Annotated in this window: 19 protein-coding genes and 1 riboswitch; of the genes, 6 read left to right on the top strand and 13 right to left on the bottom strand. The window is 60.5% G+C overall.

Annotated elements, in window-relative coordinates:
- The 3 genes from C2E25_RS17815 to alr form a co-directional block, all read right to left on the bottom strand.
- Nucleotides 1-183, bottom strand: a 183-nt coding sequence (locus C2E25_RS17815) for a hypothetical protein (RefSeq protein WP_233189360.1), incomplete at its 3' end; no start/stop codon positions are given.
- Nucleotides 184-374: 191 nt separating this feature from the next.
- Nucleotides 375-1,709 carry an oligosaccharide flippase family protein gene (locus tag C2E25_RS06880; RefSeq protein WP_103115025.1) on the bottom strand — a complete coding sequence of 445 codons (1,335 nt, stop codon included), beginning with the start codon at nucleotides 1,707-1,709 and terminating at the stop codon, nucleotides 375-377.
- Nucleotides 1,706-2,827: an alanine racemase gene (alr, locus tag C2E25_RS06875; protein ID WP_103115024.1), complete on the bottom strand. Its 1,122-nt coding sequence runs from the start codon at nucleotides 2,825-2,827 to the stop codon at nucleotides 1,706-1,708. Before alr ends, C2E25_RS06880 begins: the two co-directional genes overlap by 4 nt.
- 369 nt (nucleotides 2,828-3,196) lie before the next feature.
- Between alr and C2E25_RS06870 the strand changes: the two genes are divergently transcribed.
- The 3 genes from C2E25_RS06870 to thiC all read left to right on the top strand — a co-directional run bounded on the left by C2E25_RS06870 (nucleotide 3,197) and on the right by thiC (nucleotide 6,506).
- Nucleotides 3,197-3,382 carry a CooT family nickel-binding protein gene (locus C2E25_RS06870; protein ID WP_103115023.1) on the top strand — a complete coding sequence of 62 codons (186 nt, stop codon included), beginning with the start codon at nucleotides 3,197-3,199 and terminating at the stop codon, nucleotides 3,380-3,382.
- Nucleotides 3,383-3,413: 31 nt separating this feature from the next.
- Nucleotides 3,414-3,510, top strand: a riboswitch (TPP riboswitch).
- A 78-nt stretch (nucleotides 3,511-3,588) separates the two neighbouring features.
- The gene (gene thiD, locus C2E25_RS06865) at nucleotides 3,589-5,022 is read left to right on the top strand and encodes a bifunctional hydroxymethylpyrimidine kinase/phosphomethylpyrimidine kinase (protein WP_103115022.1); all 1,434 of its coding nucleotides are present in this window, start codon (nucleotides 3,589-3,591) and stop codon (nucleotides 5,020-5,022) included.
- A 176-nt stretch (nucleotides 5,023-5,198) separates the two neighbouring features.
- A complete protein-coding gene (gene thiC, locus C2E25_RS06860; RefSeq protein ID WP_103115021.1) occupies nucleotides 5,199-6,506 on the top strand; it encodes a phosphomethylpyrimidine synthase ThiC in 1,308 nt (435 codons plus the stop codon).
- Nucleotides 6,507-6,606: 100 nt separating this feature from the next.
- Here the strand turns inward: thiC and C2E25_RS06855 are convergent, their stop codons facing one another.
- From C2E25_RS06855 to C2E25_RS06835, 5 genes are all read right to left on the bottom strand, one after another.
- On the bottom strand, nucleotides 6,607-7,845 hold the full coding sequence (locus C2E25_RS06855) for a ChaN family lipoprotein (RefSeq protein ID WP_103115020.1): 1,239 nt from the start codon (nucleotides 7,843-7,845) through the stop codon (nucleotides 6,607-6,609).
- A 42-nt stretch (nucleotides 7,846-7,887) separates the two neighbouring features.
- Nucleotides 7,888-8,688 (bottom strand): adenosylmethionine decarboxylase, encoded by an 801-nt coding sequence (gene speD, locus C2E25_RS06850; RefSeq protein WP_103115019.1) that lies wholly within the window; start codon nucleotides 8,686-8,688, stop codon nucleotides 7,888-7,890.
- A gap of 340 nt (nucleotides 8,689-9,028) precedes the next feature.
- The gene (locus tag C2E25_RS06845) at nucleotides 9,029-12,178 is read right to left on the bottom strand and encodes an efflux RND transporter permease subunit (protein ID WP_158247171.1); all 3,150 of its coding nucleotides are present in this window, start codon (nucleotides 12,176-12,178) and stop codon (nucleotides 9,029-9,031) included.
- A 4-nt stretch (nucleotides 12,179-12,182) separates the two neighbouring features.
- Nucleotides 12,183-13,298 (bottom strand): efflux RND transporter periplasmic adaptor subunit, encoded by a 1,116-nt coding sequence (locus C2E25_RS06840; protein ID WP_158247170.1) that lies wholly within the window; start codon nucleotides 13,296-13,298, stop codon nucleotides 12,183-12,185.
- 916 nt (nucleotides 13,299-14,214) lie between these two features.
- Nucleotides 14,215-15,195, bottom strand: coding sequence for a class II fructose-bisphosphate aldolase (locus C2E25_RS06835; RefSeq protein WP_103115016.1), 981 nt, complete (start codon nucleotides 15,193-15,195; stop codon nucleotides 14,215-14,217).
- Nucleotides 15,196-15,621: 426 nt separating this feature from the next.
- On the opposite strand from C2E25_RS06835, the gene C2E25_RS06830 reads away from it, so the two are divergent.
- Complete coding sequence (locus C2E25_RS06830; RefSeq protein WP_103115015.1) at nucleotides 15,622-17,067, top strand: glyceraldehyde-3-phosphate dehydrogenase; 1,446 nt, start codon at nucleotides 15,622-15,624, stop codon at nucleotides 17,065-17,067.
- A 393-nt stretch (nucleotides 17,068-17,460) separates the two neighbouring features.
- On the opposite strand, the gene rpsU is transcribed toward C2E25_RS06830, so the two are convergent.
- Complete coding sequence (rpsU, locus tag C2E25_RS06825) at nucleotides 17,461-17,655, bottom strand: 30S ribosomal protein S21 (RefSeq protein WP_103115027.1); 195 nt, start codon at nucleotides 17,653-17,655, stop codon at nucleotides 17,461-17,463.
- 119 nt (nucleotides 17,656-17,774) lie between these two features.
- Entirely contained in the window at nucleotides 17,775-18,878 is a 1,104-nt protein-coding gene (locus C2E25_RS06820; RefSeq protein WP_158247169.1) for a THUMP domain-containing class I SAM-dependent RNA methyltransferase, read from the bottom strand.
- Nucleotides 18,879-19,217: 339 nt separating this feature from the next.
- On the opposite strand from C2E25_RS06820, the gene C2E25_RS17285 reads away from it, so the two are divergent.
- Both C2E25_RS17285 and C2E25_RS06815 read left to right on the top strand, forming a co-directional pair.
- On the top strand, nucleotides 19,218-19,988 hold the full coding sequence (locus C2E25_RS17285; protein ID WP_146032915.1) for a cytochrome c3 family protein: 771 nt from the start codon (nucleotides 19,218-19,220) through the stop codon (nucleotides 19,986-19,988).
- A 115-nt stretch (nucleotides 19,989-20,103) separates the two neighbouring features.
- A complete protein-coding gene (locus C2E25_RS06815) occupies nucleotides 20,104-20,847 on the top strand; it encodes a PilZ domain-containing protein (RefSeq protein ID WP_158247168.1) in 744 nt (247 codons plus the stop codon).
- 156 nt (nucleotides 20,848-21,003) lie between these two features.
- On the opposite strand, the gene aat is transcribed toward C2E25_RS06815, so the two are convergent.
- From aat to C2E25_RS06800, 3 genes are read right to left on the bottom strand one after another with little or no spacing between them, the layout of a single operon-like run.
- Nucleotides 21,004-21,717, bottom strand: coding sequence for a leucyl/phenylalanyl-tRNA--protein transferase (gene aat / locus C2E25_RS06810; RefSeq protein WP_103115012.1), 714 nt, complete (start codon nucleotides 21,715-21,717; stop codon nucleotides 21,004-21,006).
- A gap of 5 nt (nucleotides 21,718-21,722) precedes the next feature.
- Nucleotides 21,723-23,957 carry an ATP-dependent Clp protease ATP-binding subunit ClpA gene (clpA, locus tag C2E25_RS06805; protein WP_103115011.1) on the bottom strand — a complete coding sequence of 745 codons (2,235 nt, stop codon included), beginning with the start codon at nucleotides 23,955-23,957 and terminating at the stop codon, nucleotides 21,723-21,725.
- Between the two features lie 20 nt (nucleotides 23,958-23,977).
- A complete protein-coding gene (locus C2E25_RS06800) occupies nucleotides 23,978-24,292 on the bottom strand; it encodes an ATP-dependent Clp protease adaptor ClpS (protein ID WP_103115010.1) in 315 nt (104 codons plus the stop codon).
- Nucleotides 24,293-24,634: the final 342 nt, after the last annotated feature.

Genomic DNA, 24,634 nt, shown 5'->3' with positions numbered 1-24,634 from the left:
ATGGCGCATAGACGCCGATTTGGGTAGCGGGGGAGACCATTTCATCAGATTCAGGTGAAATCGAAAAATACCGCCCGCCAGAAAATACCGGCGCCAGCCGAGGTAGGAAATTGAAGCAGGACCATCCAGAATCTTCCGCACCTGTCCTTCAACATGAACCAGCAAACTGTCATTTTCCAGCAAGCACCTAATTCCTAGGGGCTGATCCCAGCGTGCCCCACATTGATCCATGAACCACTTATTGATCCTCTGAAAAAAAAGGGCTTCATTGTTGGGGTCCTTCTCCACCCCCATGAACAATCCCAGTTCCTCCAGCAACCGCCCCAGCAGGCTGGTCCCCGATCGGTGCATGCCGATAAAGATAACCGGCGGTCTCACGAAATCATTCCCTTCAGATAACCCAGCGTATTGATTCCCAGTTTCCGCTTCACCATGACAAAAGACCCCAGATTCATCAGCGCCAGAGAAAGGGCCGTGCTCACCGCCGCCCCCTCCGCCCCGAGCAACGGCACCAGCAACAGGTTGCCGGCCAGGTTCAGCCCCGCGGCCAGGGCAATGAGATTGCGCATGATGCGCTCGTGCCCGGTCATCATCAGCAGGTAACCGACCGAACCGGTGGCTAGATTGACGAACTGACCGAGTACCAAAATTCGCAACAATGGACTTCCCTTCGCAAAATCCGCTCCAAAAAACTGCAAGACCCAACCGGGAGCGATCAGCAGCAGCAAAATCACCGGCAGGGCGGCCAGCAACATCCAGCCGGCGCTCTGCTGAGCCAGCCGCCGCAGTCCCCGATGATCCTCCTCAGCATAGAGAGCCGCAAAACGCGGAGCCGTGACGCTGTTGACCGTTGTCAGAATAAAAACCGTCAGCATGGCCACCCGGTTGGCAACCCCGTACATCCCGACCACTGCCGGATCACTCCAGTAGCCGAGCACCAGGATATCGGTCCAGTTCATCACCAGACTCATGCCGGTCACCCAAAGCAGCGGGAACCCGGTACGCAACAGGACCCCGGTGTCGAAACTCCCGGGCAGACGCCAGAGCCCCGGTTGGCAACGATGCCAGACCAGCGCAGCCAGCAGCAGGACCAGCCCGACTGAAACCGCCTGCAGCAGAACAACCCGCTCCACCCCGGAAACGCCGAAGAGAAAAAACAACCCGGTGCCGGCTGCCATCAGCAGGGCACCAAAGGTCTCCTGTACCAGGGTTCCCATCCCGGGGCGGCCGACCGCCTTGAAGAACTCCCCCTGAAGGAGAATCAGGGTACCGGGGAGCAGCGTCATCAGGGCCAGCGGAAGGAGCCTCTGCAATTCAGCCGATCGCTCCCCGCCCAGAGTCAGTTGAGGCAGGAGAAAAAAAATCAGTCCGCCGACGAACACCCCGGCCCCGGTAACCAACCCCATCGATTTTCGATAGAGGGCCGCCAATGTTGACCGGTCATTTCGCTCACTGGCAACCGCCGCATAACGGAGAACCACATTCTCCAGCCCCAACCTGGACACGGTCGCGCCGATCCCGATAATGGTCATGGCCAGAAAATAGAGACCAAGCCCCCCGGCCCCAAGCAGCCGGGCCAGCATGATACTGACCAGAAAGCCAACCCCTGACGCCACGACCTTGGCGGAGAAGACGGCGGCTACGCCCAGTGTGTGGCGGTTGATCAGGGCACTGTCCCGGCGCAGCAGCTGATGGAGAGATTCGATCATGAGGCGGCCAGGTAGACCCGCACGTTACGCGAACCCAGGGAACAGTAGAGCTCATAGTCGATGGTGCCGATCTTCGCCGCCAGATCACTGCCGCGCAACAGGGTGTCGCCGTCCCGGCCGAGAAACGTCACCCGGTCACCGACGGCGACCTCGGGCAGGTCGGTCACGTCGACCAGGGTCCAGTTCATGCACACGGTTCCGACCACCGGCGCCCGGCAACCCCGAATCAGCACTTCGCCGCAATTGCTGAAGCGGCGCGAATAGCCGTCGGCATAACCGACCGGAACCGCCGCCAGCCGGGTCGGGCGCCCGGCCGTGAAACGATGACCATAGGAAACCCCGGTCCCAGCGGGAACCTGTTTGAGCTGGGCGATAGAACTGCGGACATGCATCACCGGACGCAGGTCGAGATCGGCGAAACCGGGTCCGGGCAATCCGCCGTAGAGGCTGATACCGGGACGCGACAGGTTGCATTCGGGGAAATCACGACTGTAGAGCGCCGCGCTGTTACTGAGATGAACCCAACGGGGAGAAAATCCCGCCTCCCGCACCTGTCGCAGGCAGGCACGGAAACGGGCATACTGTTCCTCACTGAAGGGGTTGTCCCGTTCGTCGGCCAGGGCCAGGTGGGAGACCACGCCTTCCAGTTCAAGGTGAGACAACTGCCGCAGGCGTTCCAGCACCTCCGGCAGTTCCTCCGGGCGAAAGCCGACCCGCCCCATGCCGGTATCGATCTTCAGGTGAACCGGCTGCCGCAACCCGGCTGCCGCCGCCAGCCCATCGAGACGTTCCGCCAACCCGAGGTCGAACAACATCGGCGTCAGACGTAGTTCGAGAACCTGGTCTTCCTCTCCCGGACGCACGCCGCAGAAGAGCAGGATCGGCCGGTCGATACCGGCCTGACGCAACGGGGCCGCTTCCCCGAGATGGGCGACGCCGAAGAGCTCGGCCCCTTCCCCGACCAGGGTTTGCGCGACCCGCACCGCTCCATGTCCATAAGCATCCGCCTTGACCACGGCAAGCAGGTCACGCCCCGCGGCATACTCGCATGCCAGGCGAAAATTATGCCGCAGGGCGTCAAGATCAATTTCGATACGGGTCGCGGGCAGAGAATCCATGGCAGCACTCCATCAGGGGGCAGAACCTGAAGCAGCGAACTCAAACACTGATTCGGGGAACCGACAAAGGAAATTTTGTAGCATGCCGGTCGAGGCGTGTAAAGCTCGGCCGGCGAATGTTTCCCGCCCGAGTCAACAATTGATGATTGACAGCGGGGGAAGGCATTCGCTAGTCTGCATTGAAACCTGAATCGGTGAGTCCCTTGTCGGCGGACAGCACAAGTCATTGATCTGCCTGAGCTTCCCAAAAATCACCAGCGGACCTATGGGTGCGCTTCAGATTTTTGAAAATCTCATTCAGACCAAGTACTTGCACTCTCCATCCAACAGGAACTCACGGATTCAGGTGAAAACAGGAGGTATCTCATCATGTGTCTCGACAATGGTCCGCTCCTGCTGGTGCAGGGCGACAAGGAACGCACCCTGGACAACGTGGCATCGCTGCTGCCACTTGACGGCAAGGTAAAATTGGTTGATGTCTTCGGCAAAATCGAGGAAATCGCCGGAAAGATCGAGGAAATCGACCTGCTCAACAACCGCATTGTGCTGGCCTGACCAGCAATAACGATGACGGACACAACTGCATAGACACCGCTAGGGGAGTAGTCACTGAGAGCCCGCCCGGGCGACCCTTTGAACCTGATCCGGATTATACCGGCGTAGGGAAGCGGCCGTAACCACTCGATCCAGCATCGCGGCCGAATCTGCCCGCGGTGCTTTTTTATACCTGAATCAGTGATTCAGGTTATGGACTGACGTAAATGATCAACGGTCTCTACTACATCACCGACGCCGACCCCGAAGGCCGCTACCTGGAAACCACCCGCGCCGTGCTGCAGGGAGGCGCCCGTGTCATCCAGTACCGCAGCAAAGCCCGCTCCATAGGCGACCAGCGTGAAGATGCCCGCGGTCTGCTCGAACTCTGTCGCGAATTCGGGGCAAAACTGCTGATCAACGACAATCCGGAACTGGCGACTGACGTCGAAGCCGACGGCGTCCATCTCGGCCAGAACGATGCCCCGGTTTCCGCCGCGCGGCAGTTGCTCGGGCCGGGACGGCTGATCGGGGTGTCGACCCGCACCGTGGAGCAGGCCCTGCAGGCTGAAACGGATGGAGCCGACTACATCGCGGTCGGCAGCATTTACCCGACCACCACCAAGCAGGACGCGGTCCAGGTCGGGCTGAGGACGCTGGAGAAGGTGCGGCGGGCGGTCAAGCTGCCGCTGGTCGCCATCGGCGGCATCCGCCGCGATCTGGCGCCGGCGGTCCTGGAGGCCGGCGCCGACGGCCTGGCGGTGATCTCGGCACTCCGCGAAGACAGCGATCCACGCATCGCGGCACGCGAATTCTCACTGCTCTTCAACCGTGGACTGCAACCTCCCCGCGGACGGGTACTGACCGTGGCCGGGTCCGATTCCGGCGGCGGCGCCGGTATCCAGGCGGACCTCAAGACCATCACCCTGCTCGGCGGCTACGGCATGAGTGCCGTCACCGCCCTGACCGCCCAGAACACGCTCGGCGTAACCGGCATCCATCCCTGCCCGGCCGATTTCGTCGCCGAGCAACTGGAGACAGTCCTCAGTGACCTCGGCTGTGACATCCTCAAGACCGGGATGCTCTTCTCCGCCGATATCGTCAGCGCGGTCGCCTCCGCCATCGATCGTCACGGACTGCCGGCGGTCGTTGATCCGGTGATGATTGCCAAGGGGGGCGCGCCGCTGCTGCAGCAGCAGGCGGTCGAAGTCCTGATCACGGAACTGCTTCCATTCACCTACCTGCTCACCCCGAACCTGCCGGAAGCCGAGGCGCTTTCGGGAATCGCCATCGAAACCGAAACGGAGATGGAACGTGCCGCCCGCAAGCTGCAGACGATGGGCGCCCGCAACGTGCTGCTCAAGGGGGGGCACCTCAAGGGCGCGGCGGTCGACCTGCTGCTGGCCGGCGACAAACTGCATCGCTTTGCCTCCGAACGCATCGCCACCACCAATACCCACGGCACCGGCTGCAGCTATTCGTCGGCCATCGCCACGCTGCTCGCCCAGGGGCAACCGCTGCCGGTCGCGGTCAAGACCGCCAAACGGTTCATCAACGCCGCCATCGCCACCGCCCCCGACCTCGGCAACGGCCACGGCCCGGTCAATCACTGGCAGGGGGCAAAGGCGATTATGGCGCATACGCGAAACGAAAACCATTAATCCGGCCCGGAAACACCACGGAAAATCTTTTTAACGCAGAGGTGCAGAGACAGAGAGAAAGCATTTTGTAACCCTGAACGCATTGACTCTGCGTCTCTCCGTTACAAAGGTTTGCCTGGCGTCTTGGCATCATAAAGATCCCTCGACCCAGGCAGGACAAAAAAAGGAACCCGCCCATGACCCAGCTCGAAGCCGCCCGCAAGGGCCTGATTACCGAAGAGATGAAGGCCGTCGCGGCCGCCGAACAGATTGACGCCGAACGGCTGCGCGAACGGATCGCCGCCGGTACGGCGATCATCTGCCACAACATCAAACACACCAATGCCCCGCCGCTGGCGGTCGGCCTCGGCCTGAAGACCAAGATCAACGCCAACATCGGCACCAGCAAGGATGATGTCTCCATCGACAAGGAGCTGGAAAAGGCCAAGGTGGCGGTCGCCGCCGGCGCCGACGCGATCATGGATCTCTCCACCGGCGGGCCGATCGACGAGATCCGTGCCGCCATCATCAGCCAGACCGACGCCTGCATCGGTTCGGTGCCCCTCTACCAGGCGGCGGTCGACACCGTCACCCGCAAGAACAAGGCGATGGTCGAGATGACCGCCGACGAGATCTTCGACGGCATCGTCAAGCACCTCGACGACGGCGTCGACTTCATCACCGTCCACTGCGGGGTCACCCGCGGCACCGTTGAGCGGATGCGCAACGAGGGGCGGGTCATGGACGTCGTCTCCCGCGGCGGCTCCTTCACCGTCGAGTGGATGGCGCACAACGAAGCTGAAAACCCGCTGTTCGAGCAGTTCGACCGGCTGTTGGAGATCGTCCGCCCCTACGACGCCACCCTCTCCCTCGGCGACGGCTTCCGCCCCGGCTGCGTCGCCGACGCCACCGACCGGGCGCAGATCCACGAGCTGATCCTGTTGGGCGAACTGACCCAGCGCGCCTGGGACGCCGGCGTGCAGGTGATGATCGAGGGACCGGGGCATGTACCGCTGAACCAGATCGAGGCCAACATCCAGCTGCAGAAACGCCTCTGCCACGGTGCCCCCTTTTACGTACTCGGCCCGCTGGTGACCGACATCGCCCCCGGCTACGACCACATCACCTGCGCCATCGGCGGCACCGTCGCCGCCGCCGCCGGGGCCGACTTCCTCTGCTACGTCACCCCCAGCGAGCACCTGCGCCTGCCGACAGTCGAAGATGTCCACGAGGGGGTGATGGCGACCCGCATTGCCGCCCACGCAGCCGACCTGGTGAAACAGGTACCCGGCGCCTGGGAGCAGGACCTGGCGATGGCGAAATGCCGCAAGCAGCTCGACTGGGAGGGGCAGTTCAAGCTCGCCCTCGATCCGGACAAGGCCCGACGGCTGCGAGCCGAATCGGGGGTCGATGAAGAACACGGAGCCTGCACCATGTGCGGCGAATTCTGCGCGTATAAGGTCATGAATGAACGAACTGAAAAAGACGCTGCGCAACTCGGCTGATGCTTCAGGTAAATGAGAAGCCCCCGGAATCTGGATTCCGGGGGCTTCTTCTTTTCTTCGTGTTCTTCGTGCCTTCGCGGTTGCCTTCCGGCATCCAGAATTATTTCTTGCCGTGGTGCATCGGCTTGCTCTTCTCGAAGGTTACCCGCACCTCCATCTGCCTGCCGTCCCGTTCGATCAGCAGGGTCTTCTCGTCCCCGGGCTTGAGCTGGTTGATCACGTAGACCAGATCGAAGCTCTCTTTGACCTGCTGATCGCCGATCTTCAGAATCACGTCTCCCTGCCTGATTCCGGCCCGCTCGGCGTTGGATTCAGGTGCCACACCACCGACGGTCACCTTGCCGTCATCCTCGCCGAGCATGACGCCGAGCTTGACCTTGCCGGCATCGTTGATTTCATACCTGGTGTAGACCAGATAGTCATAGGGAGGCATCGGAAAGGCCGGGATGCTGACATTCATCAACCGGTCCCGGCGCTCCTTGGGGATAACGATTTCCTTCGAGCCGACCAGGGCGTAGGAGGTCGGCAGCCGGCGAAAAACCCGGCGCGGGATGCCGAAACCGTTGCGGACGTGATTGCCGCCGGCGATCACCAGCATGTGCAGCTGCTCGTTCCCGGGCTGCTGCAGGTAGGCGGCGACATTCTGCGCCATGGTTTCATCCCACAGGGTCTGCACCCGACGGAAGCCGTCGAGCATGGCATGACCGGCGCTGTGACCACCGTAGATCGCCTCGACCAGCTCGTTCTGGTAGGGATCCTCAAGGTCCATCTCGGGAACCTGACGACGCTGCTCAAGGGTGAGAGCGTCGAGCCCCTTGCGACCGACCGCCCTCACCAGATCCTTCTCGGCATTCAACCCGCGGATCGGTATCCTGCGCTCGCGGGCCAGTTGCAGCAGATCGCGGTAAAGGCCGAAATCCATCCGCCAGGTGCCATACCAGTTCGACTGCTTGAGAAATTCCTTTTCCGTCAACGCGCCGGCGACCCAGGCATCCAGCACCTGCTGCTGGGCGGGAGTGAACATCTCCATCCCGAGGGCAACCTGTCCCGGCCAGCGATCGGCCATGGCCTGCAGCACGTCCCGTTCCAGCCGGTGGGAGGCCGGGTTGTCGTGGGTCTCCCCGACATAGACGACACGGGCATCGGCAACAACTGAAAGCATCGCTTCGCGACTGACATAGAGGCCTGTCGGAAAGTGCAACACATCACCGACCTGCGGCGCCCGGGGGGGCGGATAGGGCATTTCAGGGTTGTCCGGGCGGCTCATGCCGACCCCTGAACATCCACCGAGAAGGGCGAGAAGCAGCAACAACCAGAGACTGTGAAGGCGAAATGACATCGGTTGACTCCCGTCTGAAAATCCATGCAGCGGGGCATATGCTCAGAAAATGTGTTTCGAATAGAAGATTTCGGTCATCTCCTGCTCAAGGATAGCACGGATTTTCTGTTGTTCCCCGTCACTGAAATCAGCCGAACTGAGGGCGAAAAGATAATTATCGAGTTTGAAATCCTTGAGCAGCATCTTGGTATGAAACAGGTTCTCCTGGTAGATATTGATATCGACACAGTGGTACTGGTGCAGAATCCGTCGCTTGATGTACTGCTGGATGGAATGGATCTTGTGATCGATGAAATGCTTCTTGCCCTTGATGTCGCGGGTGAAACCGCGAACCCGGTAGTCCATCAGCACGATATCCGACTCGAAGGAGTCGATCAGGTAATTGAGGGCCTTCAAGGGGCTGATCCGGCCGCAGGTGGAGACATCGACATCGACCCGAAAGGTCGACACCCCGCTGCGCGAATCGGTTTCCGGATAGGTATGGATACAGAGGTGGCTCTTGTCGAGATGTGCCAGCACCTGGTCGCTCTTCGGTTCGACCGGTTCCTCGGCGATCAGCACCGTGACACTGGCCCCCATCGGGTCGTAATCCTGGCTGGAGATATTGAGGACATTAGCGCCGATGATCTCGGTCACCTCGGTCAGGATCCGCACCAGCCGATCCGAGTTGTACTCCTCGTCGATATACTGCAGATATTCCTTGCGCGCCTGCGGCCGCTTGGCATAACAGACATCATAGATATTGAAGGAGAGGGTTTTGGTGAGGTTGTTGAACCCGCGCAGCTTCAGCTTGGGACGGGGCCGACGATTGCGCCCGTTACGGACAATACGTTTAGCGACCATGACAGGGGTCTCACTTTGCCGGTAAAAGTGGTGCTGGTCGGTGCCAGGACGGGCAATTAAAACACAGAATGGGAAGGGCTACCAAACGAAAAAAGTGATGCCCGGCAAAGCGAAAAACCTGCCGCCAAGACGCCAGGAGCGCCAAAAAAATCTTTTTTAACGGAGAGGCGCAGAGCCGTAGAGAACGCAGAGTAAAACTTTTTCTAGGGTTTAAAATCCAAAAAGCTTTTCTCTCTGTCTTTGCCCCTCTCCACTTCTGCGTTAAATCAGGTTTTGACCTTCTTGGCGTCCTTGGCGTCCTGGCGGCAGCATTGGATCATAGAGGGTTACACCGGAGATCCTACTCTCCCACCCCCTTGGCAACCTGCCCGGTCAGACGTTGCCGAACGCCGATCATCAGGCTGAACAGGGCCGGCACCAGCAGCAGGGTGAAAATGGTCGAAACCACCAGGCCGCCGACCACTACGCTGCCCAGCCCTCGGTAGAGTTCACTGCCGGCACCGGGGAAGAGGATCAGCGGCAGCATGCCGAAGACCGAGGTCAGCACCGACATGAAGATCGGCCGGACCCGACTGCGTACCGACTCACTCAGCGCGTGATGGTACTCCAGGCCCTCCTGGCGCATGAAATTGAGCGCCTGGTGAACAATCAGGATGGCATTGTTGACCACCGTGCCGATGAGAATGATAAAACCGAGCATGGTCAGGATATCGAGCGGCTGGTAACCGATGGTCAGGTTGACCAGGGTCAGGCCGAGGAAACCGCCGGCCATCGCCAACGGAACCGAGAACATGATGACGAAAGGATAGAAGAAACTCTCGAACAACGCCGCCATCAGCAGGTAGGTGATGAGGATGGCGAGAATGAAGTTCCATTTCAGCACGGCAAAGGTCTCATCCAGTTTACGCGCCGTACCGCTCAGCCTGACCCGCACCTCGGGCGGGATGATGCCCCCCTGGCGGAACGGCTCGATCACCTTGCCGCGAATCCGGTCCATCAACTCCTTGAGCGTCATCTCCGCCGGAGCGGTCACCTTCAGGGCAATAGTACGCTGGCGTTCACTGTGATTGATCTGCTCGGGACCAGCCAGCAACCGGACAGCGGCCACCGATTCAAGCGGCACCCGCTGTCCGCCCGGAGCGCGCAGCAGCAGCTGACCGATCTCTTCGATACGGTCAGCCTGATCTTCCCGGCCGATAACCGTCAGGTCGAGTTCGTCACCGTCAACGTTGACTTTGCTCGCCACGGCACCGTCGAGAAAGGCATCGACAGCAATACCGACATCCCGCGCCGAGAGCCCGAAATCAGCCAGCCGCACCCGGTCGGGAATGACACGGATTTCCGGATTGCCGAGATCGAGGCTCGGAACCGGTCGGACCTGCGCCCCCGGTGCCGCGCCGAGAGTGGCGCCAAAGGCCTGTCGCCCGATATTGACCAGTTGCTCCAGATTGTTGCCGGAAAATTCGATGTCGACGGTATTGCCGCCGGAAAGCCCCCGCTCAAAAAGAGACGTCTGAAAAACCAGGGCAATCATTCCAGGCACCTTGCGCAGCTCCTTCTTGGCGAAAGGAATCAGTTCACGAATCCGTTTCGGGTCGACGGTACGCATCCCCATGAAAATCCGCCGGCTGCTGGCAACGTAGAAGAAAGAGCTGATCTTCGGCAACCCGGCAGGGGCCGCGAGATCCTTTTCATAGAGGGGAGCGAAGGCCCGCTCCAGCTTTTTCCCGATCTGGGTGAATTCCTCAACATTGTAGCCGGGCGGAGGCAACAACAGACCGATGACCAGGTTGCGATTGCCGGTCGGCAGGTATTCCGGTTTCGGGGCCAGCCACCAGGCGGTCGCCAAAGCTGTTCCGGTCAGCAGCAGTACGGTCAGCAACTGCAGACGAGGGCGTCGGCCGACATGAGAGGTCCAGTCGGCCAGTCGGTCGGTCAATTTCCCCGCCAGCGGGGTCAGCCCGAACAGGCTGCCGACAGAGCCCGGCCGTCGCGATGGCCGCCCGCCGCCGATGATCCGCCCGGCGAAGGAGGGAATGACGATCACCGCCACCAGCAGCGAAAAACCGACCGCGGCACAGATGGCGATGGCGATGTCACGAAACAGCTGCCCCGATTCCTGGACGATGAAGAGAATCGGCAGGAATACCGCGATGGTAGTCAGGGTCGATGAAAGAACCGCGCCCCAGACCTCACGGGTTCCGTCAAGGGCCGCCTGCGGCCGGGACTTGCCCATTTGTCGATGACGATAGATATTCTCCAGCACCACGATGGCGTTATCGACCACCATGCCAACGGCGAAAGCCAGCCCGGCCAGAGAGATGACGTTGAGCGAGCGACCTGCCAGAAACATCACCACGAAGGTACCGATCACCGAAATCGGGATCGCGGTTCCGACAATCAGGGTCCCGGAAAAAGAACGCAGGAAGAGCAGCAGCACCAGGATGGCCAACCCGCCACCGATCACCAGATTCTGCTGGACCAGGTCGATGGCCGAAGTGATGTATTCGGTCTCGTCGTAGACCTGGGTCAGGGTCAGGCCCCGCTGCATGAGGAGGCCGGCATTGAGCTCGGCAGTGGCAGCCTTGATGCCGGCCATCACTTCGAGGACGTTGGCGCCATTTTCCCGCTGGCAGTTGATGGCGATCGACGGCCGACCGTTCTGCCGCACCGACACTGTGGCCCGCTTGAAACCGAAGCGGGTTTCAGCGACATCACCGACCAGGATTCGTCTCCCATCCTCTGTCCGCAACGCGACCTGCGCCACCTGCTCCGGGGTCACCAGCTCACCGTAGGTGCGAACGATATAGCGGCGTTTCCCCTCGTCGAAGCTACCGGCAGAACGATTGATATTCTCGGCATCGAGGCCCCGCATGAAGTCACCGAGAGTCAAGCCGAAACCGGAAAGCCGGGCGGGATCGACAATCACCTGCAGCTCCCTCTCGCGACCACCGAAAACGTTGCTGCGCGCCACCCCCGGCACCCGTTCAAAACGGGCTTTGACGAAATCCTCGGTAAAATTCTGGTAGCGATCGATGGGGGTGGTATTGCCGGAAGCGGTCTGCAGAATCAGCCAGGCAATCGGCCGATCCTCGGTGTTGACCGCCGAGATGACCGGGCGTTCCGCCTCGTTCGGCAGGTTCCGGACCCGGTTGAGAGCGTTGCTGACCTTGAGCAGAGCGGCATCCATGTCGGTGCCGGGGGCGAAGCTCAGAACCACGCGACCATTACTGTCGCTCGATTCGGACTTCATCTCGACCACACCCTGCACGCTCTTGAGCTGATCTTCCTGGCGCTGTACCAGCTCCTTTTCAACATCCTCGGGGCTGGCCCCCGGCCACAGGGTGCTGACGGTAATTTCCGGTTTGGCGACCTCGGGCGTCAACTGCACCGGGATCTGGCGCAGACCGATCAGGCCGAACAGCAAAGTCAGCAGCACGCCGACGGTAACCGTAACCTGACGGGAAATAGCGGTCCTGATCAGACTCATGCCATCAACCCTGCCGGCCGCCGGCTTCGCGGACCGCCTGTCCCGATCGCAACCGTTCATTACCGCGCACCACCACCCGGTCACCGACAGCCAGCCTGCCGCCCAGGGGGGCGACAGCGAATCGTTCTCCCTGACCGGAAAGAACGCGAACCGGCACCAGGGCAGCCTTGCCGTCGACCACCTGCACAACATACCCGGAGCCATCGGGACGGGACACCAGGGCATCCTTGGGAACCAGCAGCACCTCCCTCTCGCCCCCCGCATCCAACCGGACACGGGCCAGCATCCCGGCCAGGATGCGTCCCTCCGGGTTGGCGACGTTGACCTGTACCGGGAAGGTCCGCGCCTGGCGGTCAGCACGCGGAATGATGGCCGCGATCCTGCCGCTGAAAGTCTCTCCCGGAAGGGCGTCAAAACTGACCTGCAAGGTGGCACCGGGCTGAACTCCGGCAATCCGCTGCTCGGGAACCGGGATCATCACCTTGACGGTTGACAGGTCGACCAGGGTCAGGGCGGCCTCTCCCTCGGCGAGCCACTGTCCCAGTTCGGTCTTCTCTGCCACCACCTGCCCGGCAAAGGGAGCACGGATCACCATGCGCGACAGGCGATCCTCGATCAGGCGAATAGCGGCACGCAGTTGATCCTGCTGACGCAACAAGGCATCCCGGTCCGTCAATCTCGCCTGCAGCTCCTGGTCGGAAATGAATTTACGCTTGAACAGGTCTTCGGCCCGGCGGGCATCGGCCTCGGCCTTCCGCAACCGCGAACCGGCCTCCGCCAGGCGGGCCCGTGCTTCATCGCGCAGCAACTGCTGGCGGGTGTCACGCAGCCTGACCAGCACCGCCCCTTCAGCGACCCGGTCACCCTGACGGGCGACGATTTCTGACACCAGCCCCTGGGTTTCAGCCGCGACATCCGCCTGGCGCAGCGGTTCGCTGCTGCCGACCAGCAACTGCGGCATCTGCAGCCGCCCCGCTTCCACCACCGCGGTTGCCACCAGGGCCGGCGGCCGACCGTGGGGGGCTTTCTTGTCAGCGGCACAAACCGCGACCGGCAGCAGCAAAACGATGAAAAACAGGATCAACAGGGAACAGCCCCGGCCCGGGAGGGGTCGTGTCATGGTGAAGACCTCGGGAGGAAAATTAGCTGGGTTATGGTGAATTGTTAGAGGATACCACAGAAGAAGGGGATCCATCTGTTTTGTGGGCGGTCGCCCCGGCACCACGGCTGAAGGCGGCCGAGATTCGTGCAGATGCAAGGCACCCGAGGGCTGAAACCACAGGCGTAGCGGCAGCTACGTCGAGGATTGAAGACTGAGTGCAACGCCGCAGACGGATGCGTATCGGCCGCCCCAGCACTACGGCTGAAGGCGGCCGAGATTCGTACAGATGCAAGGCACCCGAGGGCTGAAACCACAGGCGTAGCGGCAGCTACGTCGAGGATTGAAGACTGAGTGCAACGCCGCAGACGGATGCGTATCGGCCGCCCCAGCACTACGGCTGAAGGCGGCCGAGATTCGTACAGATGCAAGGCACCCGAGGGCTGAAACCACAGGCGTAGCGGCAGCTACGTCGAGGATTGAAGACCGAGGGTAACGCAGCAGATGTGCGGATATCGGCCGCCCTCACACCCAAAGACCGCGGGGTCGCGGCCCCGCTCTCCGCCTTACTCTTGCCTGCTCGCAAGAGTAAGCAGAAAGAGCTTTCGCCTGCGGCGGGCATGGACACTACCCCTTGTCAACCATGCTGATTACGAAACCCGCAGCGCTCCCGTAGCCACGCCCGGCAGTGATGGTAGGTGACCTGGCTACGCAGGGGGCAAACAAACGGGGTACACAGGGGAACCCGAAAAAAACCGCCAATGGATAGATAGGGCCTTAAAGACACCCCCCAGCACCACCGTTGAAGGCGGTCGAGACGTGTGCAGATGCAAGGCGTCTCACGCGCCGAGGAATGAGGCGTAGCGGCAGCTACGTCGGAATGACGAGGCGCGGGAGCAACGCAGCAGATGCGTGCGTATCGGCCGCCCTCACCACACTACCCTTTGCCGGCGCTGCCGAGTACTGTTTCATTCTTATGCTTGATCAACCGGATCAGCTCGTTGCGGGCGTCGCCGAGATACTTGCGCGGATCAAACTCGGCGGGATTGTTGGCGAGATGCTCGCGGACCTTGGCGGTGACCGCCAGGCGGCCGTCAGAATCGATGTTGATCTTGCAGACCGCGCTGGCCGCGGCCTTGCGCAGCTGTTCTTCCGGAACCCCGACCGCGCCGTCCATCTTGCCGCCGTAGCGGTTGATCAGCTGGACATATTCCTGCACCACGCTGGAGGCCCCGTGCAGGACGATGGGGAAGCCGGGAATACGCTTTTCACACTCTTCGAGAATGTCGAAGCGCAGCGGCGGAACCTCCTCACCCTCCTTGAGCTTGAACTTGTAGGCACCGTGACTGGTGCCGATGGAAATCGCCAGGGAATCGACCCCGGTCCGGGCAACGAAATCCTCAACTTCCTCGGGCTTGGTGTAGGTCGAATGTTCGGCTTCAACCTCATCCTCGATGCCGGCCAGCACGCCGAGCTCACCTTCGACGCAGACATCGAACTGGTGGGCATATTCGACCACCCGGCGAGTCAGGGCGATATTCTCGTCATAGGGGAGATGGGAACCGTCGATCATCACCGAAGAAAAACCCGACTCGACGCAGGATTTGCAGAGTTCAAAGGTATCCCCGTGGTCGAGATGCAGGGCGATCGGAATCTGTGAACCCATCTCGCGCGCCATCTGCACCGCCCCCATCGCCATGTAACGCAGCATGGTCTGATTGGCGTAGTTGCGCGCCCCCTTGCTGACCTGGATGATCACCGGCGAGGAGGTCTCCGCGCAGGCGGTGACAATCGCCTGCAGCTGTTCGAGATTATTGAAATTATAGGCCGGGATGGCATAACCGCCGGACATCGCTTTGGCAAACATGTCGCGGGTGTTGCTCAGGCCCAGCTCCTGGTAGGAAACTGTATCCGCCATAAGATAATTCCTCCTTTGAAACAGACGTTGGTGATCCCGCAGGCAACCGCGGACAGAGATATGAATACCAGCCAATCCCGGACAAGTCCAGTCTCGAAATTTCTACCACCCGGCCCGTTGACCCGTTGTACCATTCCCTTGCCTTGAATCCGGTTTTTGTTTAGGATGAGCCGGTTTTTCAATAGAACCACACTGACATGCACCTGAATCGGTGCAGATAAAACCTGAATCCGTGGGTCCCTTGTCGGCGGATAGCGCAAGTCATTGACCTGCCTGAGCTTCCCAAAAATCACCAGCGAACCTATGGGTGCGCTTCAGATTTTTGAAAATCTCATTCAGACCAAGCACTTGCACTCTCCATCCAACAGAAACTCACGGATTCAGGTAAAAGTCTCATTTCCTTAAGTCGCGGAAGGACAGAAAACGATGGTCACCGAAAAGCAGGAACGTTATTTTTCAGACTGGAAAAAGCGCGAAGAGATCGCCGAACTGATGCTGCCGATCATCGGCCGGCTGTATCGTGACCGGGGCGTAGTCATCACCATCTACGACCGCAAACTGGTCCATCAGTCGACCATCGACATCCTGCGGGCACATCGCTTCGCCCGGCAGATTCTTGAAAATGAACTCTCGGTCAGGGACACCATGCCGATTCTCGAAGCGGTGGCGAAGCTGGAACTGGCTCCGGCCCGCATCGACATCGGCAAACTGACGGTCCGCTTCCAGGCCCAGGCCGGCAACCTCGACATCGACGCCTTCGTTCGCCAGGAGCTCAAAGATGTCAATACCGGCAGCAAGCCCTTGCTCACAGAACCACGCGACGTGGTTCTCTACGGCTTTGGCCGCATCGGTCGCCTGCTGGCGCGTATCCTCATCGACCAGACCGGCGGCGGCGAAAAACTTCGGTTGCGCGCGGCAGTGGTCCGCAAGGGCAGCGAAGATGACCTGATGAAACGCGCCAGCCTGCTGCGCCGCGACTCGATTCACGGTCCCTACAACGGCACCATCAAGGTCGACAAGGAAGAAAACGCCATTATCGCCAACGGCAACCTGATCCACATCATCTACTCCGATGACCCGGCGACCGTCGACTATGCCAGGTACGGCATCAGCAATGCCATCCTGGTCGACAACACCGGCAAGTGGCGCGATCGCGAAGGACTCGGCAGACACCTTAAGAGTGGCGGCATCTCCCAGGTGATCCTCACGGCTCCCGGCAAGGGCGATGTGCCGAACATCGTCTACGGCGTCAACAACGAACTGCTGACCGCCGATGAACAGATCTTCTCGGCCGCCAGCTGCACCACCAACGCTATCGTACCGGTACTCAAGGTTATCAACGATCGCTTCAGCATCGTCGAAGGACATGTCGAAACCTGCCACTCCTACACCAACGACCAGAACCTGATCGACAATTACCACAAGAAATCCCGCCGTGGCCGGGGAGCCCCGCTGAACATGGTCATCACCGAAACCGGGGCCGCCAAGGCGGTTGCCAAGGCCCTGCCCGAACTGAGCGGCAAGCTGACCGGCAACGCTATCCGGGTGCCGACCCCGAATGTCTCGCTGGCGATCCTGAGCCTCAACCTGGGACAGGAAACCAGCGTCGAAGAGGTCAACCGGGTGCTGCGCGACGCCTCCCTCGAAGGCCCGCTGCACGAGCAGATCGACTACACCAATTCGCCCGACGCCGTCTCCAGCGACTTCGTCGGTTCCGGCTACGCCTGCGTGGTCGACTCCTGCGCCACCATCGTCCAGGGCAAACGCTGCAACCTCTACGTCTGGTACGACAATGAAAACGGCTACAGTTGCCAGGTGGTGAAGATGGTCGACTACCTGGCCGGGCTCAAGCTGCCGGTGTTGCCGAAATAAGGGGGACAGCAGGCACAAGGCGCTAGGCTCAAGGCGCTAGGTTAAAATCTGAAGGCAAAGGCAAGGCCGATCCGGGATACGGGTCGGCCTTGTTGCATTTATGGCATTCAGCGAGGCTGAAAACTACGTCGAAGATTGAAGGTCAAGGGTAACGCGGCAGATGTGCGGATATCGGCCGCCCCAACACAACCGGTTCGAGGCGGTCGAGACGTGCGTAGATGCAAGGCGTCTCACGCACCGAGGAATGAGGCGTAGCGGCAGCTACGTCGGAATGACGAGGCGCGGGAGCAACGCAGCAGATGCGTGCGTATCGGCCGCCCTGCGCCCAAACAGAAGAAGGCCGGTCTCGAACATGAGACCGGCCTTCTTCTGTTGGGGCAATAAAAGCGAGGATCAGCGGTTGCGCATCATCCGCATCTTCTTCCGCAGACGGCGCTGGGCCTCTTTTTCCTTGCGCTTGCGCTTGACGGACGGTTTTTCGTAAAATTTACGCTGCTTCATTTCACGAAAAAGTCCCTCCTGCTGCAGCTTGCGCTTGAGGACCCGGATCGCTTTCTCGACGTTGCCGTCGACAACTGTGATTTCCACCTGAGAATCACCTCGCTTTCTCTCAACTTCCAGGATCGTCCCGGCCATGTCGGCAGCAGGACAGGACGGCAAAATATACAACTGAACGAAAAAAAGCAAGCAAAAAGGGGGCCGGGGGATCAGTCAAACCACAACCGCACCGGAAGTCCCCCATTGCGGAAACGGAGCTTCTTCCGCCCCGACCATTGCTGCAGCAGCGCCGGATCGGGAACGATGATGCCCTTGCGCCAGTCCCGCCACTCCGTCAGGCAGAGCGCATCCAGCTGGCGGTAAAGCCGGGCCACGCTCTCCGGCTGCTCCAGCCTGCTCCCGTAGGGGGGATTGGCGACCAGCACCCCCGGCCGCGACGGCAGGCGCAGATCCATGACCTCGGCACATCGCCATTCGATCAGGTCGGCGACCCCGGCGAGGTCGGCATTGGCCCGGGCCATTGCCAGCATCCCGGCGTCCCGGTCGGCGGCCAGAATCGGACCATGCCCGTCCCTGTGCAGGCCACGGTCGGCCTCGACAAGCAGCAGTTTCCACAACCCGTGACGAAACCCCGGCCAGTGCATGAAAGCAAAATCACGCTGTCGTCCCGGGGGGATATTGGCCGCCAGCAGGGCCGCCTCTATGGCGAAAGTTCCCGATCCGCAAAAAGGATCGACCATGGGTTCCGAAGAACGCCAGGCCAGAGTTGCCAGAATGGCGGCAGCCAGATTTTCCCGCAACGGCGCAGCCCCTGGTTCAACCCGATAACCGCGCCGGTGCAGCAACGCACCGGAACTGTCGATGGAAATAAAGCAGCAATCCTTCTCCAGCCTGACCAGCACCAGCTGCTCCTCCCCACCGTCCTCCTCCTGCCTGACTCCCAACGCCTGACGGGCCGCCATCTCCAGGGTTTCGGCGATGCGCCCGCCATGCTGCAACCGCGACCCTCGGGAGCTGACCCGAAACCTCAGTCGCTGTCCGGGACGGATGAACTCCCCCCATGGCAGACGGACCGCTTTGCGGAACAGGGAAGGAAAGTCCCGGGCCTGGACCTCCGCAAAACGCACCAGAACCCGGCCGGCCGACCGCAGCCAGAGATTGGCCAGGTAGAGTTCCCGCAGCTTGCCGGTAAAACTGACGCCGCCCGCCTCCGGCACGATGTCCGCCATCCCCAGAGCGAGAAGCTCCGCAGCACAGACCTGTTCAAAACCGGGCGGCACAACCGCAAAAAGATCAACCTGGCGGTTTTTCATCACTGCATCCTTTCCATTCTCGACCGGGAGTGACAAATCGCGGGAGTGTAGCACAGTCACCCGCAGAGACCAAACACCCAGCCATATCACGGCCCGCGATCGGCAATCGGCCGTAGCCGCTGATCGTCCCGACGGGTTTTGAATCATCTCCCGAAAGGCGCCTGGATCGTCTCCCGCCCCGGCTTCGGGGCCTTCCGCGAACCCGGAACCGGTTACGATTGCAACCCGCCCTTGACAAGGCACGGATTTTGCGAAATTAATACGGTTCTCAAGATGGACTGCAACAATTTTCATGACGGGCCCGGCCCGGCCGCCACACATTGAAACCAGGAGACTTTCATGAAGCGCTTCATCCCCCTGCTGATTGCCGCCCTGCTCGTTCTTCCCGGCACCCTCTACGCCCGCTGGATCAAGGACAAGGTCGAAATTCCGGTGGCCGCGACCGGCACGGTTGAATTCAGCCACTACAACCATCTCGAAGCACTCGGAAAAAACTGCCCGACCTGTCACAACAGCGTTTTCAATATTGTCACCAGCAAAAACCCGGACTTCACCATGGCCGACATGGAGAAGGGCAAGGCCTGCGGCAAATGCCACAACGGCAAGCGGGCCTTCAGTGTCAAGGAAGACTGCAGCGCCTGCCATCCGACCCATCCCATCCAGTTCGAAAATGATTCGGCGCCGGCGCGTTTCCCTCACGATGTCCACACCGAAATGTACAGCTGCAGTGAATGTCATCCCGATCTCTTCATCCCCGACCAGAAAAAGAATCCGCATTTCACCATGAAGCAGATGCGCGACGGCGAAGCCTGCGGCGCCTGCCACGACGGCGACACCGCCTTCTCGGTCAAAGGGGATTGCGCCAACTGTCATCCGACCGCCGACGTCAAATTTGAAACCGATGCCGGTCCGGCGACTTTCCCCCACTCCGTCCACACAGAAATGTACGGCTGCGACGAATGCCATCCCGGCATCTTCATTCCCAACCGGAAGAAAAACCCGGCCTTCACCATGGACCAGATGAGTGAAGGGGAAGCCTGCGGCGCCTGCCATGATGGCGACACCGCCTTTTCGGTCGACGACAACTGCGACAACTGTCACGAAATGTAATCGGCGAGCGGGACAGCAAAGATTCGAAGGGGGCCTCTCGGCCCCCTTTTTTATGGATTCCCCGAATCAGCGGGGTTATGCTGATAATTTCCTTTTCACGCTGAGGTTCCGGCTGATGCCGTACCGGAAATATTTCAAAACCGACCAGAGACTGTTGCTGCGCCCGATCTCCGGCGAACAGAACACGGACCGGGTGGAAACCCTGACCGCGTTCATTGTTCATGCCCGCGGTGACAGTTGCGACCTGAGGCTTCCCTACGAAAACCGTCCGGGGGAAGAATTTCCCTTCACCCCGGGGATGGAGGTGGAACTGAGCGGCGAAGCCCTCGGACTCGGCGTTCGCATCACCGGCCGCTTCGAACGCTACCTCGACCCGGAGCAACTGCGCATCAGCATCGATCCCACCCTCGAAGTCTTCCAGCGCCGCAATCACCCCCGCCGGGATGTCAGAGTCGGGCTGCGCTATACCCGGGGGCATGGCACCCTGCGTACCTTTCGCCGGCAATGGGAAAAAAATGTCCGCATCCTCGCCGGCAGCACCGATCTGAAAAAACTCGGGGGTTTCCCCCGTTGTCAGGTCAATCTCAGCCAAGGGGGGCTGCGCTTCACCATCAGGCCGCCGGTACAAGTCGCCGACCTCTGCATGATTCTGCTGGAACTTGAGCCGCAGACACCACCGGTCTGCGCCCTGGCCGAGGTGGTCTGGAACTCCGATCCGGGAGAAGAGCCGAATCAGCCCGGTCTCGAAGTCGGCATGCAGTTCATCGACATTCTCAAAAGCGACCAGAAACGGATCGCTGACTTCATGAGTCACGCAGCCGGGCAGGCCCCCTCTCCGGCCGAAACTTCCGGCCATTAGCCACCTTCCAAGTCGTTGTTTTACAACTACAATCTGTGTCCATCCACAGTTTCGTGGAAAACCCTGTGGGCAATACGTGAATCGTTCAGCGGGAATGCCGCAACCTCTCTCCGTCTGGCATTTTGCACATTTTTTAAGCAGTACAGACAGGCGACTTCAGGCGGCGGCGATACGCATCGGCGCGACGGGAAAGAGACCGCGCGAGGGGTGAGTTGACGGCTGCAGACCACCCTCAACCAGCAGGTCGAGGAAATCCTGCCGGGAAATATCACAGGCCCCGAGGGAGTGCAGGTGCGATGTCGGCAATTGGCAGTCGATGGCCAGAAAGTTCTGCACCCTGAGGCTCTGCACCAGAGCGGCAAAGGCAACCTTGGAAGCATCCGGATGGCGATGGAACATCGATTCACCGAAGAAAAAACGCTCCAGGCAAACCCCGTAGAGTCCGCCGACCAGTTGGTCCCCCTGCCAGCATTCAACCGAATGGGCATACCCCTGTCGGTGGAGACGCTGGTAAGACTCCAGCATCTCCAGGGTAATCCAGGTCTCTTCCCCCTGTTCCTGGCGCACTCCGGCGCAGGCGGCAATGACCTCGCCGAAGGCCTTGTTGAACGTCACCCGATAACGGCCACGGCGCATTGTCCGACCCAGGCTGCGCGAAACATGCAACTGGTCCGGGAAAAGCACGCAACGTGGATCGGGAGACCACCAGAGCAACGGATCGTCATCATTGAACCAGGGGAATATCCCCATCGAGTAGGCCAGCAGCAGTCTGGGCGTCGACAAATCACCGCCGACCGCCAGCAGGCCGTTCGGTTCGGCAAGCGAGGGGGGAGGGAAAACCAGCTCTTCAACCAGGCGGTAGACCGGCATCGGGGTCACCTGAAGTTGAACAGCAGTTTTCGATTGCGGCAACCGATGCTCACTTGACCACCCTGACGCAGACAGCCGAAGAGGATTTCATTGGCAACCTGGTCGCCGATTTCGGACTGCAGCAGGCGCGCCAGCGGACGGGCGCCGAACTGCGGATCATACCCTTTCTCCGCCAGGTAACGGCGGGCTGCTGGTGTCAACCGCAGCTTGACTCCCTTGTCAGCCAGCGGACGCTGCAGTTCACGCAGCATCTTATCGACCACCAGCCCCATCACCTCGCTGTCAAGCGGGGCAAAATCGACGACGGCATCCAGCCGGTTGCGGAATTCGGGGGAGAAGGTCCGCTCGATCTCTCCCCTCGGGGGCCCACCGCGCGCGTCACCGAAACCGATCGGATTGGCACTCATCTCCCGGGCGCCGACATTACTGGTCATGATCAGCACAACATTGCGGAAGTCGGCCTGCTTGCCATTGTTGTCGGTCAGGGTACCGTGATCCATCACCTGCAGCAGAATGTTGAACAGGTCGGGGTGGGCCTTCTCGATTTCATCGAGCAGCAACACCGCATGGGGATGCTTGATCACCGCTTCGGTCAACAGCCCCCCCTGGTCGAAACCGACATAGCCGGGTGGCGCGCCGATCAGTCGGGCAACCGAATGTTTCTCCATGTACTCACTCATGTCGAAACGCAGAAACTCGACCGCCATACTGCCCGCCAGCTGCTTGGCCGCCTCGGTCTTGCCGACCCCGGTCGGACCGGTAAAGAGGAAGGAGCCGACCGGCTTGTCGGGATGGCCGAGTCCGGCGCGCCCGCGCCAGATCGCCCGACAAAGCAGGTTGAGGGCCTTGTCCTGGCCGAAAACGGCCTTCTTCAGATCCCGCTCCAGGTTCTGCAACCGCTGGCTCTCGTTGCGCGAAACACTGCGGGTCGGGATCCGGGCGATACCGGCCACCACTTTTTCGATATCGGCAACCTGTAGCGTCCGCTTGCGGCGCGGCTGCAGACGCGCGTAGGCTCCGGCCTCGTCAATAACGTCAATGGCCTTGTCCGGCAGGTGACGAAAATTGATATGCCGGGCCGAAAGTTCCGCCGCGGCCTGCAACGCCGCGTCGCTGTAGCGAACCCCGTGGTGCTCCTCGTAATGAACGCGCAGCCCCTGCAGAATCGCCACCGTCTCTTCGACGCTCGGCTCGGGAACGTCGATTTTCTGAAACCGCCGCGAAAGAGCGCGATCCTTGTCGAACAGGTTCTTGTATTCCTCGTAGGTGGTTGAACCGATGCAGCGGATATCGCCGCTGGCAAGGACCGGTTTGAGAATATTGGACGCGTCGAGCGATCCTCCGCTGGTCGCTCCGGCACCAACCACGGTGTGGATCTCATCGATGAACAACATCACCCGCGGTCGCTTCTGCAACTCCTTGATCACCGCCTTGAGCCGTTCCTCGAAGTCCCCCCGGAACTTGGTCCCGGCCAGCAGCGCTCCCATATCGAGACTGTAAATTTCACAATCACGCAACAGGTCGGGAACCTTGCCCTCGGCAATACGCAATGCCAGCCCTTCGGCCAGGGCGGTTTTGCCGACCCCCGGCTCACCGACGAAAATCGGGTTGTTCTTGCGCCGACGGCAGAGAACCTGAACGGTGCGCGACAGTTCGGCCTCGCGGCCGATCAGCGGATCGATCCGTCCGTCGCGGGCCCATTGCAGCAGATTGACGGTAAAGAGCGTGAGAGGATTCTTGCCGGGCTTCTCCCGAGCCGGTTTCGCTTCACGGGTCCGGTCCTCCTCCGGCAGGCTCTCCTCCCCGACCACCTTCGGTACTCCATGGGAGATATAATGAAGGACATCAAGCCGACCGACGCCCTGGGAGAGCAGAAAATGAGCGGCGTGCGACTTCTTTTCTTCGAGAATGGCCGCCAGCAGGTCGCCGACGGTCACCTCTTTTTTGCCCGCCGACTGCATGTGCATGACGGTCCGCTGGAGGATGCGCTGCAGACCGACGGTCTGTTCGGGAACAAACTCCTCGTCTCCCGGCAGGCTCTCCAGCTTTTCATTGAAAAATGTTTCCAGCTGACGGCGCAGCTCGCTCAGATCCCCTCCGCAGTTGCGAATAATCTCCTGCCCCTGCTCTTCAAACAGTACGGCATAAAGCAGATGTTCCGAGGTTAAAAACTCATGATGCCGGCGCTGAGCTTCACGAACCGCGAGCGAAAAAGCAATTTGTACTTCGGCACTGAACATAGGTATCTCGACTCTCTTCGTCAGGCTTCTTCCAGGCTGCAACGCAGCGGGTACCCGGTTTTCCGCGCCAGGCTGTGGACCCGGGCAACCTTCGTTTCGGCGATTTCGTAGGGAAAAACGCCGCACTCCCCGACGCCCTTGTGATGGATATGGAGCATGATCTGGTTGGCTTCCGTAGCCGATTTGCGAAAAACGGCCTGCAGCACCTCCACGACAAATTCCATGGTGGTGTAATCGTCATTGTGCATCAGTACGCGATAAAGTGGCGGCGCGACCGTCCGCGTCCGACTCTCTTCCTCAACCCTGATACCGCTTCCGGGAACCTCCCTGCCCACGACTGAACTCCTTTCCTGGAACGGATACAAAAACCCGCTCCCGCATCTGATAATTAAATTTAAGCTGACTGAAGCGCTTTTCGCAAGGCCGGAAAGAGAATCTCTGTAACTCCCCGAAGCCGTCAAGAGCCTCCCGCTCGCATCACTGGCAGGATTTTTGCTGAAAACAGCCCTGTTTGCCTGCACCGACGACGGGGCAATGCCCTGACAGCACAAGGCAAGTTATTTATTTTATTTTGTTTTTTATGCCAATAGCAGCCTGCCGGGCCACGCCGGCAGGCGAAAATTGTCATTTTTCGGATCGAGAGGATGACAGGATCCGGCACTGGAGTCGTATCAAGG

It is taken from the genome of Geothermobacter hydrogeniphilus (assembly GCF_002898515.1).
Classification (GTDB): Bacteria; Desulfobacterota; Desulfuromonadia; order Desulfuromonadales; family Geothermobacteraceae; genus Geothermobacter_A.
This window is presented reverse-complemented; position numbering and strand designations above follow the sequence as displayed.